General features: G+C 70.0%; 11 protein-coding genes. 1 reads left to right on the forward strand and 10 read right to left on the reverse strand.

Annotation, left to right across the window (positions count from 1 at the left end; translation table 11 throughout):
* Window positions 1-863: 863 nt before the first annotated feature.
* Entirely contained in the window at window positions 864-1,655 is a 792-nt protein-coding gene (locus tag HW130_RS17230) for a hypothetical protein (protein ID WP_177150482.1), read from the reverse strand.
* Window positions 1,656-1,922: 267 nt separating this feature from the next.
* Window positions 1,923-2,120: a hypothetical protein gene (locus HW130_RS17235; protein WP_177150483.1), complete on the reverse strand. Its 198-nt coding sequence runs from the start codon at window positions 2,118-2,120 to the stop codon at window positions 1,923-1,925.
* A gap of 125 nt (window positions 2,121-2,245) precedes the next feature.
* Between HW130_RS17235 and HW130_RS17240 the strand changes: the two genes are divergently transcribed.
* A complete protein-coding gene (locus tag HW130_RS17240) occupies window positions 2,246-5,059 on the forward strand; it encodes a helix-turn-helix domain-containing protein (protein WP_218183624.1) in 2,814 nt (937 codons plus the stop codon).
* Window positions 5,060-5,976: 917 nt separating this feature from the next.
* Here HW130_RS17240 and HW130_RS17245 read toward each other — a convergent pair.
* The 8 genes from HW130_RS17245 to HW130_RS17280 form a co-directional block, all read right to left on the reverse strand.
* Window positions 5,977-7,953: a YfjI family protein gene (locus tag HW130_RS17245; protein WP_177150484.1), complete on the reverse strand. Its 1,977-nt coding sequence runs from the start codon at window positions 7,951-7,953 to the stop codon at window positions 5,977-5,979.
* Window positions 7,954-8,029: 76 nt separating this feature from the next.
* Window positions 8,030-8,596 (reverse strand): hypothetical protein, encoded by a 567-nt coding sequence (locus tag HW130_RS17250; RefSeq protein ID WP_177150485.1) that lies wholly within the window; start codon window positions 8,594-8,596, stop codon window positions 8,030-8,032.
* A 436-nt stretch (window positions 8,597-9,032) separates the two neighbouring features.
* Window positions 9,033-9,647: a hypothetical protein gene (locus tag HW130_RS17255; protein ID WP_256356141.1), complete on the reverse strand. Its 615-nt coding sequence runs from the start codon at window positions 9,645-9,647 to the stop codon at window positions 9,033-9,035.
* Window positions 9,648-9,737: 90 nt separating this feature from the next.
* A complete protein-coding gene (locus tag HW130_RS17260) occupies window positions 9,738-9,923 on the reverse strand; it encodes a hypothetical protein (RefSeq protein WP_177150486.1) in 186 nt (61 codons plus the stop codon).
* A gap of 84 nt (window positions 9,924-10,007) precedes the next feature.
* Window positions 10,008-10,418, reverse strand: a complete 411-nt coding sequence (locus tag HW130_RS17265) for a hypothetical protein (RefSeq protein ID WP_177150487.1) — start codon at window positions 10,416-10,418, stop codon at window positions 10,008-10,010.
* Window positions 10,419-10,509: 91 nt separating this feature from the next.
* Entirely contained in the window at window positions 10,510-10,731 is a 222-nt protein-coding gene (locus HW130_RS17270; RefSeq protein WP_177150488.1) for a hypothetical protein, read from the reverse strand.
* A 218-nt stretch (window positions 10,732-10,949) separates the two neighbouring features.
* Window positions 10,950-13,178, reverse strand: coding sequence for a hypothetical protein (locus HW130_RS17275; protein WP_177150489.1), 2,229 nt, complete (start codon window positions 13,176-13,178; stop codon window positions 10,950-10,952).
* Window positions 13,179-13,283: 105 nt separating this feature from the next.
* Complete coding sequence (locus tag HW130_RS17280) at window positions 13,284-13,811, reverse strand: hypothetical protein (protein WP_177150490.1); 528 nt, start codon at window positions 13,809-13,811, stop codon at window positions 13,284-13,286.
* Window positions 13,812-13,829: the final 18 nt, after the last annotated feature.

Genomic DNA, 13,829 nt, shown 5'->3' on the forward strand with positions numbered 1-13,829 from the left:
CCGGACGACCCGAGAGCCGCCGGAGCCCATCTCCTGCCACTGAGAGTCGGCGCCGTGCGACAGTGACGAAGTCACGTTGTGCCGATTCAACGCGGGATCGCATAACCACCCAGCCCTCGGCAGTAGTCGGACCGCGGCGGATGGCAATGTGCATGCGCCAGATCTGCTCATCGAGGGCATGAGCGGCCTCAACGATGTCTTGATCAGCCACAAGATTCACCATACTGATGGCCTCGTTCCACGGGCGCCAGTCGACACTCGTGGGAATGAGGACACCTTGTGGGAGACCATGCGGGCGCGCGGCGTCCATCTCACCGAGGTCAACCATCACGGCGGCCGATTCGCGCAGTACACGCGCACAGGCTGCTGTCTGCTGATCTCGCGCCCAATGCCGGTCTTGGGCTCGCCTGCTGACCATACTGCCGGCGAAGACACCAATCAGTGTGGTTAGCACGGCCGCAGCAGGGGCTACCAGCGCACTCCATAAGAGAGTCATGCTGTCAGTCTGCGTCCTGTGCCACGGGGTTGGTGGGCTGCGCGTTGAATCGCCGCCGACGTAGCTGCGTATCCAGGCGCCAATGTGGTCCAGTGTCACTGCTCGCCTGGACTGGGAACCTCTGTCGACCCCATGCGAGACGAGAACAACCGAGCGGACTTCAGCGACCGACCCGCCGGAGCCGTGCCACAGGCGTGCCAGATGGGTCGGGGACTCACGGGGAACTGTGGCCGCCATCGGGGCGGAGAGGCCGCAGGCGCCGAAGTCCGCGTTGCCCAGGTCAGCGCCCAGCTCGTCCCACCTCGCTCCTAAAGCGGGGGTACGCGGGGCCTATGTCGTCTGTGCTGAGAACATCGACCGGCCTTGCTCATGGGGCCAGTCTGAGGACGTTCATGCCGTACGGGTACAGCCATGGGCTGTGGCCACCGGCTTGGAGTCGGTCGATCGCGATCAGCGCGTCCGCCGCGGTCTTGCAGCGCGGGTGCTGTGTGGCGAAGGTGGCGATGCGGGCGCGCTGGGTGGGCAGCCAGGCAGCGATCACCTGGGGGTCGCCGTCGTACCACCACGTGAACTGAAGCTCTTCCCAGAGAAGGTCGGTGGCCCAGTCGAAGGCGAGGCGGACGAGGCCCGCGTCCGCCTCGGAGCCGGAGAGCCCGGCAATGTGCTCCAACCACGGCTCGAGATCACCTGTTGCGTGGGCGATTCCTTCCAAGAGTTCAGCGATGTCCCCGGGAGTGCCATCAACCAGGGCGAGGGCCAGCAGCGCTCGGAAGGCCTGCTCTACCACGGCACGTTCGGGCGCGGGCCAGTCAACGAACTTAGCCCCGTGTTGGCCGAGATGACCGATTTCCCGGGATGGATCGACGCCATGGCCCTCGGGCCCCCAATAGCGCAGCGCATGGGGCATGAGGCGACGCCACAGGACGGGGTATTGGTCCGCGTCCCAGTGGCTGACGACTTCGCGCATGAAATGCCCGAGGAGATCATCCGGTACGGCAGCGGGATCGCCACCGAGAATGTGCAGCTCCGACTCCGGGGTGCAGTACGTGCAGCCGTCCACCGGGCGGTCGAGTTCGGGAGGTGACGCGAAGACTCGGTCAGCCTCGGCGAGCGCGTGCCGCCACATTGCGTACAGATCGAGGTCAAGAGGATCGGACATGGCACGACCTACCGCGGGGACTCCGCACAGGGAGAGCCTGGCGAAGAGCGTGACCCTACCACTTGGCGATCCGGGGACCGACCGTAGTCACGTGCCAGATGCGTGCCAGATCGTGCGGTCATTCACGGTCAGTTGGGGCGCGGGAAGGTGCTCGATCAGTGCTGGGCCGGCCTGGCCTGTCAGATGCGCCTGCGGCGCCGCTCACGTGTGTGGGTGGTGGGGGTGCAGGGCATCTCGGCGAGATCGGTCACGGCCAACAGAGGGGGTTCAGGAGCACACTGCGGCGAGGGCGGCCGTTACGGCGGCAGCGAGGGTGATCACTGCGGCGAAGGCGGCAGCCGCCTGCTTGAGGGCGGCGGGGTAGCCGGCGCCGTCCAGGCGGGCGAGTTTGCCCGCGCCGACAGCGGCCAGCAGCGCGACCACGAAGGTCAGAGCGGTGGTGAGCAGAACGATGGCGACTGACACGGCAATCTCCCTGGAAAGGTAGGGGTGTTGACGTGGTCGAAGGTCGCGGAATTTGTGTGCGTCGGGGTTCGCCGGGAGGAAGATGAACACCGGCGAACACATCACCGCCCCGGGGGGACGAGCACGTGCATGACGACGAGCGGAGCGACCGCAGTGCGGCGATGATCGAACTGCACAACAGGCTGAGCGACGGGCTGGCACGCGCCAGACTGAACAAGTCGCAACTCGCCGTCCAGACGGGACTGGGGCGGACGACCGTGTCGGAGGCGTTTCGGCCCGATGGGTCTGTTCCGTCGGCGGAGACGGTGGCGGCGCTGGCCCGTGTGCTGAAGCTGCCACAGGAGGAGCTGCTGGCGTTGCGGCGCGCCGCGGCGGGTCCGGTTGTGCAGGACGATCCGGGGCCGGGTAAGCCGATCGGCGAGTGGGAGCCGCATGACTTGGAGGTCCACCCGGCCGGGCCCGCCCTGCCTTCGTCGCGGCAGCGGGTGCTGCCAGGCTATGTGCGGCGGGCGCATGACCGGGTGCTGGCGCAGGCGGTGCAGGACGCCCAGGCGGGCGGTAGCCGGATGGTGGTCCTGGTCGGCACTTCCTCGACGGGGAAGACGAGGGCCTGCTGGGAGGCAGTCCAGCCGCTTGCCGAGCTCGAGTGGCGGCTGTGGCACCCCTTCGACCCGACCCGGGCTGAGGCCGCTCTCGACGACTTGGAACGTGTCCGGCCGCGGACGGTGGTGTGGCTGAACGAGGCCCAGCACTACCTTGGCGACGCCCGGGCCGGCGAGCGGATCGCCGCCGCGTTGCACGCGCTGCTCACCGATCCGGAGCGGGGGCCAGTCGTGGTGCTGGGCACCCTGTGGCCCGAGTACGACCGCCAGTTCACGGCGCTGCCCTCGCCCGGCGAGCCGGACCCACACAGCCGGGTACGCGAGCTCCTGGCCGGACGCACTCTCTACATCCCGTCCAGCTTCGACGCGCAGGCGCTGCGCGCCGCCTCCGCCCTGGCGAAGGACGGGGACCGCCTGCTGGCCGACGCCCTCACCAGGGCCTGCGCCCACGGACAGGTGACACAAGACCTGGCCGGTGCTCCCGAACTCTTACGCCGCTACGCATGCGGCACCCCGGCGGCCCGGGCGCTGCTGGAGGCGGCGATGGACGCCCGCCGTCTCGGCGTCGGCCTGCACCTGCCCCATTCCTTTCTCACCGACGCCGCACCCGACTACCTCAACGACACCGACCACGAAGACCTCTCCGAAAACTGGGCGGAGGCCGCATTCGCCGAGCTCGCCCAGACCGTCCACGGCAAGCAAGCGCCCATGCGCCACACCACCGCCCGCCCCACACGGCGCCCGCCAGGAACACCACCACCCCCCACGCCGCCCAGTCCGCCAGCAGGCCCGGTATTCAGGCTGGCCGACTACCTCGAACAACATGGCCGCACCACGCGAGGGCAGTTGTGCCCGCCCGCATCCTTCTGGCACGCCGCCCACACCCACCTCACCCGCCCCGAGGACCTGGACAACCTCGCCCGAGCAGCCGACGACCGGCATCGCCTCCAGTGGGCCCACCACCTCCGCTACCGCGCCGCCGACGCCGGGCACCCCGGCGCCCTGTTCTACCTGGCCGAGATGCGGGAGACGGCCGGGGACGCGGAGGGCGCCGAGGCCCTGGCCCGCCGGGCCGCCGACGCCGGCGACATCACCGCCCTGTTCTACCTGGCCGAGATGCGGGAGACGGCCGGGGACGGGCAGGTTGCCGAGGCCCTTTACCGTCAAGCCGCCGACGCCGGCGACACCGACGCTCTGAACCGCCTGGCCGAGACGCGGGAGAGGGCAGGGGACCGACTGGGCGCCGAGGTCATGGCCTGCCAGGCCGCCGACGTCGGCGACACCCACGCCGTGTTCTCCCTGGTCGAGATGCGGGAGACGGCCGGGGACGGGCAGGTTGCCGAGGCCCTTTACCGTCAAGCCGCCGACGCCGGCGACACCCACGCCGTGTTCTACCTGGTCGAGATGCGGGAGACGGCCGGGGACGCGGAGGGCGCCGAGGCCCTGGCCCGCCGGGCCGCCGACGCCGGCGACATCACCGCCCTGTTCTACCTGGCCGAGATGCGAGAGATGGCGGGGGACGCGGAGAGTGCCGAGGCCCTATACCGCGAGGCCGCCGACGCTGGCGTCGCCGACGCTCTGAACCGCCTGGCCGAGATGCGGGAGAGGGCAGGGGACCGACAGGGCGCCGAGGTCATGGCCTGCCAGGCCGCCGACGCAGGTCTCACCTACGCTCTGATCTACCTGGCCGAGATGCGGGAGAGGGCGGGGGACCAAGAAGGCGCCGAGGCCACGGCCCGTCAGGCCGCCGATGCCGGTCACCCCGAAGCCCTGGTCTTCTTGGCCTACATGCGGGAGAGGGCCGAGGACGGCGAGGGTGCCGGGGCCATGGCTCGCCAGGCCGCCGACGCCGGCCATATCTACGCTCTGATCAACCTGGCCGAGATGCGGAAGGAGGCGGGGGACGGGGAGGGTGCCGAGGCTCTTTACCGCGAGGCCGCCGACGCCGGGCACTCCGCCGCATTGATCGGCTTGGCCGAGATGCGGGAGGGGGCGGGGGACGGGGAGGGCGCCGAGACCCTTTACCGCCAGGCCGCCGACGCCGGCGACACCATCGCCCTGATCCATTTGGCCGAGATGCGGGAGAGGGCGGGGGACCGAGAAGGGGCCGAAGCCATGGCCCGCCAAGCCGCCGACGTCGGCGACGCCTACGCTCTGATCAACCTGGCCGAGATGCGGGAGAGGGCGGGGGACGCGGAGAGTGCCGAGACCCTCTACCGCCAGGCCGCCAATGTCGGCCTCACCCACCCGACGCGGCCCGGGACGCAGTTCCCGGCCGAAGAGCGGTGGCCTTACGGGCTGGACCCAGACGGGACCCCCACATCCCCCTGGCAGTAACCCCCCTCCCCACCGGCCACGATGCCTGCCCCAGCCCACCACCCGTGCCCCACCCGCTCCGCCCGAATGGAAGTGCCTGGTGTCGTTCGGGCCGTCACGGCCCTGGTGCTGGCTTGCTATCGGGCGCCCCTCCCTATGACGCCCGGCGCAGGTGGCTACGACGACGTCAACCGGCTGCACCAAGACGGCTCCAGCTGGCCCGGTTTCGTGAAGATCCAGGACCGTGAGGCTGGCCTGAGATGGCCCCATCCAGCCGTCGTCGCTGCTCATTGGCGGGGCCGTTTCAGGCCGCCCCGACGGAGGCTTCACAAGACGGGGCCAGCTGGAGCCGTCTCGGTGGGGCCGCTGAACGTCGTCGTAGCCACGCAGGGTTCGCCTGAGGAATCAAGCCGAGCAACTGTGAGGCGGTGCCGATCACAGGGTGGCCGAATTCAAAAGAGCCCCATCAAAGGTGCATGCACCCGCCGACAGGTTCAGCACCGCTGCGGGCCTGTTGACCTGGCACGACCGCTTTGAGGTCGGCGCCACGCTTACAAAGCAGATGTTCATCGTTCGGCGACGGACACGCCTACGGCTGAGGCCAGCCCTCATCGCTCATGCACTGCTTGAATGCCTTGTCCCGCTGCGTCGTGGTATATGAGCTGGTCAGCTCGTCCAGGGTAGGATCTTCGCTCTTTGACTCGGGCCACGCCTTGCCTGCGAGCTCAGTGCAGTACGCCCGCGCTTCGAGCTGCGTCATTTGCAGCGTGCGGCCGTTGCTCGTTCCGTACACCAGCGGAGTACAGCAACCACGATGACCGACGCTGGCCCTCACCGCACCGAGAAGCCGAGCAGCCAGCCCGGCAGCCCTCAGCGACCGTCCCGCCCGTAGTTCGCGAAGAGAGGGTGGGGGCCGTGCCAACGCCTAGCTCCTTGAATCATCGGACTGAGGCGTCGTCGGTCCCCGTAGCCGAAGGGTGCACTCGAAATACCGCAGCCGGTTGGCGTCCCCGCCCTCCAGCTCGCGCCTCGTGGAGGCGGCGAAGGTAGCCGTGCTCCTCGAGGAGCCTCAGCGCCGGAGCTGCCGAGCTCACCGTGGGGAAGGCGCGGCGCCGAGCCGTGACGAGTTCGTGGGCCTTGAAACTGGTTGTCTTCGTGCGGCGGATCCAGTCGAGCACCAGCTGAGCCTTCTCGCTGTCTGCGTCCGTTTCCATGAGGTCGAAGGCCGCGAGGGCGTGAGCGGTGTAGTACTCGCCGATGGCGACGGCGCGCTCGATCGTGGCGGCCTCGATGGGATCGCCCCAGCGGCCCGTTGCACGTTCGGCGAGGTGCAGAAGGCCGGCGATGCGGGCCACGGCGCCGACGTACTTTCCTGCCCAGTCGTCGATGTGGGCCAGGGCGCCCTCGGGGCGTAGCTGGGGCTCGATTGCTTCCTGCAGCTTGATGACGGCCTGGTCGGCGGGGCCCGAGCACTTGATCGTGACCGGCTCGGGGAGGTCCGTCAGGGTATGGACCAGCGTCGTGAGACGGGACTGGTATGTGCGGGACACCTGCTCTGGGACCGGTGGGACGACGATTTGGCGGTAGCCGAGGGTCGAGGCGGGCAGCGAGAAGAGGAAGCGCGCCAGCAGGCCGCGACCACGAGCCCCGGGCGTCTGGGCGAGGTCCAACAGGACGGGGGGCTGCAACGTGATGCCGATGGTGAGGGCAGGTTTCTCACCCAAGTCGGTTTCACGCGTGATGCGTTCGGCCTGAAGCCGTTCGCCCTTGTGCCCCTGGAGGAAGACGCCGAGGTTCGGGCGTGAGCTGTAGCGGCCCGCGATGATGTCGAAGAGATCGCCTTCCGGGGACAGGACGCCGAGGCGGCCGTGTGTGCTCAGGAGCTTGGTCAGGGTCTCGGGGGTGACGTCGCCGGAGGCGGTCAGACGGGGATTGGGCGGGACGACAATCGACTCGGCCTCCATGCGGAGGCCCGCGGCCTCGGCCACCAGGGACGTGGAAGCGGTCGCGTCGTCGGCCTTGCGGGCCTTGGTCATGATGGCTTCGGCACGGGCTTCCGCGGCTTCCTTGGCGACCTCGGCCTCGATGATGGACGCGCGCGCACCCTCCTGCAAGGCCGCTTCGATGTCGTAGATCGGCCGGGTCATGGCGGCGAAGACGTCGGACTTGCGGGAGGCCGGGGGCATGGCCACGACCAGGTAGAGGTTCGTCTGCTCGACCCAGCCGTCGCGGATCTGGACATGGACGCGCCCGCCGGCGGCCGTAGAGAGCACGGCGAGAGCCATGGTCGCGGCCATGTCGGTGGGGGTCTGCGTGAACTCGGCGACCGCGTAAGCCTGTTCGGCTGCCCAGGCAGGGAGGGCATCGACTGGGAAGGTGGGCAGCGGGCCTTGCTGACCGAGTGGTGTCGGCGCAGGCCAGCGTTCCTCGGCTTCTGTGAGATCGAGCGCGTGGCGTGCTGTGGCGAGCAGCTCGTCGTGGTCTTCGCCCGAATCACGCGCTGCCTGCATCAGCCGGGTGCCGAGCTCAGCGATCTGGCGGCGCTTCGCGTGCCTCCGCACGATCCTCGCGTACCAGAACCCGGAGCTGGCCGTTGGAGCAGCCCTGTAGAGGGTGTGCAGATATGGCGCCCCGCCGACACGCTGCAGGTCGCCGGAGTTCGCGAGATGGTCGGTGAGGACGATCGGGGTTGGCGGGATGCTGGCCGCCACGAGCTCCAGGATTGCGCGCCAGATGGTCTCGTGGGCGGGGAGGTAGAAGACTGCGGTGTCCTGCCCGAGCTCCTCCTCGACCTCGGGCAGGACGGCGGCGTCGGCCATGACGGCACCGAGGACGATCTGCTCGGCCTCAATGCTGTTCGGCGCCTCCGTCATCGGGATGACGTTTTCGCCGTGGGCGTGCTGGGGCGTGCTCACGCCGCTCCTCTCAGTGCGGTGGTGTGGAAGGGGAGGATGGCCAGGCGCCTGGCGTGCCAGCCGGTGCGGATGGGAATCAAGACTTGCCTCGCAGCGCGGCGACGGTGCGTTTGGCGTCGGCGACCAGGTCGTGACCGCGGGTGTGCTCCTGCGGAGCAAGGCCCCAGCTGCCATCCACTACCAGGCATACGACCGTGGTGGTGAGCAGGGCCGGCCGCTCCGAGCTCGGCTCGTAGAAGGTCGCGTACGAGGAGAGGCAGTGGCGCTCGGCGCTCCAGTCCTGCAAGCCGGATGGGACGTCGCGATTCGCACGCAGCGCCTGGCGGTACAGCGGGACGTGTACGTCGATAAGGAGACTGCCGTCGCCATCCTCCGCGAACGTTGGGGTGATGCCACGAAGGTCGGGGCGGATCTCGACGTAGCCGGGCGACATCACCGGCGAGGTCGCGACTCCCCAGGCCGCGGCAGCGAACTCGTTGACGGGCAGCGGCTGGTCCGGCCGGTCGTACTCGTGGAACCGGTTGAGACGCTGCCCGAGGTACGCGCCGTAGCGCGAATGGCCGTCTGAGGCGCTGCGGTGATCGTGCTCCTCATCGATGAGGGTGAGCATGGTGGGCGTCCAGAGCTCGTTGCGCACGGACATGATGTAGGTACTCCTTCGCATCGCTCAGTGGGAAAGGGGTGCTGCGGGGCGAGGCCGTCGCTGTGGGAGGTGAGCGGTTTCTCCCCGCGTCTTACGTGCAGGGCTGGACTTGTGAGGCCGCAGTTACCTCCAGGCCTAGGGATCGTTCGCGTCGGCGGCGTGGTCTGCGGCGTCGGCGAAGAGGTTCGCCCCCTGTTCCCGGTCGCGGGCATGCGCCACTCGGAGGCACCACGGCGGAGGACGGCGGCGATGACTCGGGCTCGGGTGGGCTCGATGGAGACCGGTGTGCGGACGGAGCCGTCGAACAGGGCACGGATGGCGGCCCAGCCGCTGGCAGGCAGGACGTGGGCGAGGTGCTTGCCGAGGTTGTGAATGGTGGTGGCTGAGCGCCGTTCCTGGCCGTAGAGGTCGGAGCCGTGACTGACGTTGATGCCCATCAGTGGCCTGCCTTCCGTGCGTTGGCGGCGGCGGTGCGTACGAACTGCAGGACCTGGTCGCGGGTGCGGGCCGGCTGGTCGTTCCAGACCACGTAGGAGCCGGCCTCGGGTCCAAGGGCGTCCTGCAGGTGGGCGGAGGCCTCGCGGAGCGTGTGGACGTCGCCGTAGCCGAGGCGGTGGAGGGCGTACTGGGCGCCGATGATGCAGCGCCGACCCTTCTCGTCCCGCTGGGTGCCCTGGCTCCAGCCGTGCCGCTCGATGAGCAGCGCGACCAGCTCCAGGTTCTCCGCAGCGGGGATGATGCGGCCGCCTCCGTGCCAGGCCCGCATCAGCGGGAGCGAGAGCGCCCAGTCCGGCAGGCGGCGCAGGATGCGCGCCGGGGGTCGCAACCGCGGTGCCTGCTCGCCCTGGGGCGGCGGGGCGGTGTCGAGCTGGGCGAGCGCTTCGGCGACCAGCTCGTTGGTCGTCTTGGTGACCAGCGGGTGCGCGGTCGTACGGACGCGAGCGGCGAGGTAGCGCTCGATCTCGACGACCAGTGCGTCCGCGTCGATCGACAACCCCAGGTTGTCGGTGGCCGGTTCCCGGCTTGCTCTGGCCGTCGTGGTCGTGGTCATCTCGTGGTGCCTTCCTTCGGTCTCGGTGCCGGTAGGTGGGCGGGTGGGGCGCTCCCGTGCTGTCCAGGCGGAGGGAGCGCCCCGGTCTTGCTACTGGTGCTGGGTCTCGCGGCGGCGGGCCCGGTTGTAGGCGGCGATGTCCTCGTGGGTGCCGCCCGCATCGAGCACTGCCTTCATCGCGTCGCAGACCTTGTGCGGGTCACCGGCCATGCCGTTCTCCGCGTACTCGTTGACCAGGTCGGCGGCCTTGGCGATGAGCTCTTCCTTGGTGGCCATCTCGGGTTCTCCTTCCGGAGTCGGTTGGTCTGACCGGCTCCCCTCACCGCTCGTACGGGACGGGCGGATCGGGCAGCGGTTAGGTCACCACCAGTTGGACTTGCGCTTCGTCCGGGCCTGGCGGGCCTCGTCGGCGAGCTTCTCCAGGTGGGCAATCTCGTCGGCGTCCAGCGGGCGGTCGAACTCCTCGCCTGCGGGGAGGGGGCCTGCGACCTGCGGGCCGGGGGTGGCGATGTTTCGGATGCCGGTCGGGCGCTGGAGGTGGATAGGGCCCTCGCGCAGGCAGATGCCTTCGACGGAGATGCCGCCGACCATCGCGCCACCGAGTAGCGGGTGCTGGCCGGTGACGGTGAACTCGCTGTAGAGGCGGTCGTCCTCGTACGGGGCGACGTTGGTCGCGACGCTGCGCACGACGTAGAAGCGGTCGCCCTTCTTCAGCTCGCGGCCGGCGCGCTTGGCGTCGCTGGCGGTGCGCTGGTAGACGTCCCTGGCCATGACGGGTCCTCCTGGTTGGTAGTGCCGGTGGTTGGGCGGGCGGGGCGCTTCCGTGCTGTCCAGGCGGAGGGAGCGCCCCTGGGGAGTTGGGCTACAGGCCCCAGTACGTCGGGCGGCGGGTGGCACCGGTCCAGGTGCACGCGGCGGCGTGGGCGCGGGCCTTCTCGTCGATTCCCTCGGGGTCTCCGATCTCGGAGTGCGTGTGCCAGCAGTCGTCGCACTGGTGGCCGTTGTGCAGGAGCGGGAGGTCGAGAACGGCGGTGACGGTGCGGCCGCCAGCGGTGCGGTAGCGGCTGCCGGTCCTCTGCGGCATCGGTCCTCCTGCTGGTCGGTCTGTGAGGGTTCGAGGGGCGGTTTGAGGGGTGGTGGCCCCCGGTGGGCGGTGCGTTTGTCCTGGTTTGCCGGGTGGTCGCGCGGGCGGTCTGGGTGGTCTGCCGCCCGGGTCGGGGGTCCGCGCGACCGTAGGACAAACCGGTGCAATATGGGCGGCGACCGGGGGGTGACCGGGATGCCGACTGGGTTGGTATGGCCCTATTTATCGGTCTGGGCGGCGGTGAGCTGGTCGCGGAGGTAGCCGTTGGGGTTGGCCATGCCGTCCCACGGCCCGAGCTTCTGCGTGCGGCCGGCGCCCGCGTCGCGGAGCCTTGCCTGGAGCTGAGCGGTGGTCATCTCCCCGTAAGGGGCGGGGCGGTGGTCGACGAGGAGCTTGAGGAGGACCTCGGTGCGGGCCCGGTCGAATCCAGCCTGGTCGAGGACGGCGACGCAGTCCTCGAGCAGCTGCGCGACGGCGGCCGCGGCCGCGTCCTCCTTGCCGTACTCGACCGCATCGCCGGTCAGGGTGCCCGCGTCGGTGCGGAGCTGGCGGCCGCGCAGGCAGATCTCCCGGAAGTCAGGGAGGTCGATGACGTCGGCCTTGAGGGTGACGTGGCCCTGCTCGCCGCCCTGGTCCAGGACGACGACGCCCTTGGACGCCTCGGTGAGCAGGTGCGGGGCGGCGCCGTTGGCCACCGCGTCGTCACCGAGGACCATCTTGGCGCTGTTGTCGCCCTTGACCCGGTAGCTGGCGCGCTTGGCGCAGACCTCGCGGAGTTTGGTCGGGACCGAGTCGGCGTCCGGGCGCTGGGTGATGAAGACGCCCATGCCGCCGACGAACCGGGTGACACGTACGTAGCGGGCGAAGGCCTCCACCATGAGGTCGCGGCCGGAGCGGGACTTGGGCCGGCCACCGCCCTCGGGCTCGTCCTCGATGGCGACCTGGACCAGCGCGGCGCCGTCCAGGAGCTCCTGGAGCTCGTCGACGACCAGGAGCACCGGGCCCATGCCCTTCTTCGCTAGGTCCAGGGTGATCTTCCCCTCGGGGACGGTGTCCGGGTCCTCCTCGTAGAGGCGGTCCAGCTCGGTGCCCCGGTCCTGCATCTCGCCGATGGTCCGCTCCATCACCCGGAGGACACGGCGGATGATGTCGGGCGTCGCCCCGGCGATCCACTGGTGGGCGACGTGCCGCAGCGGGGCCCAGTCCGGGCCGGTCTTGCCGGTGACAACGATGATGCGGACGGTCGGGTCCAGCGCCGCGGCGGCGGCGACCAGGCGGGCCATGTAGCTCTTGCCGTAGCCCATGAGGCCGCCGATCAGCAGCGAAGACCACAGCAGGTGCATCTCGTGGCGGGTGTTGCGGGCGTCGGCGCCGAGCGGGACGCCGTGGTTCCAGAAGTCCCAGCGCTCCATCTCGATGAGCCGGGACGGGGTCTTGTGGCTGCCGTAGGGGTTGTCCTCGTTGGCGACCCAGAGTACGAACCGGCCGTCGTGGCCGTCGTTGCTGGTGTCGGCGGCGATCTCGATGCGGGACTTCTTGATGCGCAGCGCGGACGCGAGCTCTTCGACCCGGCTGACGGCGGCTGATGCTTTGACGCCCCGGGGGAGTTCGACGGTGGCGGTCCAGCCGGGCCCGGACGGCTGGATGACTCCGGCGAGGTGGGTCTCATCCCGCTGGGCCTCGGTGATGATCCGTGCCTTGATGAGCGCGGTGACGAGGTCCTTCTCGCCCTGGACGCGGCCGGACTCGGGCTTGATGAGGCTGACGCGGCCCATGGCGGCGAGCGTGTCCGGTACGAACGGCGCGGTGGGGTCGGCGGCTTCGGGGCTGGTGGCCTGGCCGGGGACGACGACGGCGGCCGCGGGCGTTTCGTCGGCGGCGAAGTCGCGGCCCAGGTACCACCAGGAGACGGGGGCGGCCCCGAGGGAGGCGAGGGCGAGCAGCGGCTCGACGGCGACGCCGTTGAGGTACGCGACGGCTCCGAGCGCCACGGCGCCGGCGCGGCTGGCCTTCTTGGTCCAGCGGGCTCGGATGAGGTCCTTGCCCGCGACCTTCATCCGGTCGGCTTCCTCTCCCTGGCGGAGTTGGAGCTGGGCCTCAAGTCCGGCGAGCTGCATGGCGATGCCGGTCGCCGTGTCTCCCTCGGAGGTACGGAGCTGGGAGCGCAGGACGTTGATGCGGCCCTTGAGTTCCCGCTGTCCCTGGTCCTGGGCCTGGCGGCGCTTATGTTCGATCTCGCGGGCGAGGTGCTCGTCGGTGACGTCGGCGGTGGTGAACCACTCGCCCAGACGCCGGGCGACGTTGGCGCGCTGCCGCTCCAGCACGACACCGGCCTGCGCCGCGCGGGCCTTGGCCACGCCGCGGAGCTGCTCCAGGCGGCCGACTTCCTCCGCGTCGACGATGCCGCCGTCGTTGACCGGCGGGGTGCTGCTGACCTCAAGGGCCATGGTGTCCTCCGAGGGTTGAAGTGCGACGGGTCTCACGGCTCGCACGGGTGCGATTCCTCGCACTCGTGCGAGCCGTATCACTGGAGTTCGGTGGTCAGTCCGGGGCTACAGGCCGCCGAAGATGTTCCCGAAGGCGGTCACGCCGGTGCCGCCGAGCTGGGTGACGAGCGGGCCGACGAACGTTCCGGCGAGGACGATCCCGAGGGCCATGGACGTGAAGGCCCAGCCCTTGGAGACCTTGCCGCCCTTGATTCCGAAGAACAGGACGATGCCGAGGACCAGGGCGAGCACGGCGCCGGTGCCGAGCGCGGCGCCGTCTCCGGCCTGGGTATGGACCTGCTGCGGGTTGTAGCCGGGCTGCTGCTGGATCGGGGAGCCGACGCCGCCTGCGGCGAGCTGGACGATGGTGGTGCGGTGTCCGGCGTCGGCGCGGTAGGCGGCGGTGTCCAGGCCGCGGATGTGGACGGTCTTGCCGGACGGGAGGGTGACCGGGGCGCCGGCCGCGCGGTCGACGGCGGCCTGGACGACGGTGGTGGCCTTCTCCGGGGTGTCGGCGTGGACGGTCCCGGCGGTGCCCAGGAGGGCGGCCGCGGCGGTACCGGTCAGGGCGAGGGTGCGGATGGTGCGGGCCATGGTTGTGTTCTCCTTCGC

Origin of the sequence: Streptomyces sp. PKU-EA00015 (assembly GCF_013387495.1) — a bacterium.
GTDB lineage: Bacteria > Actinomycetota > Actinomycetes > Streptomycetales > Streptomycetaceae > Streptomyces.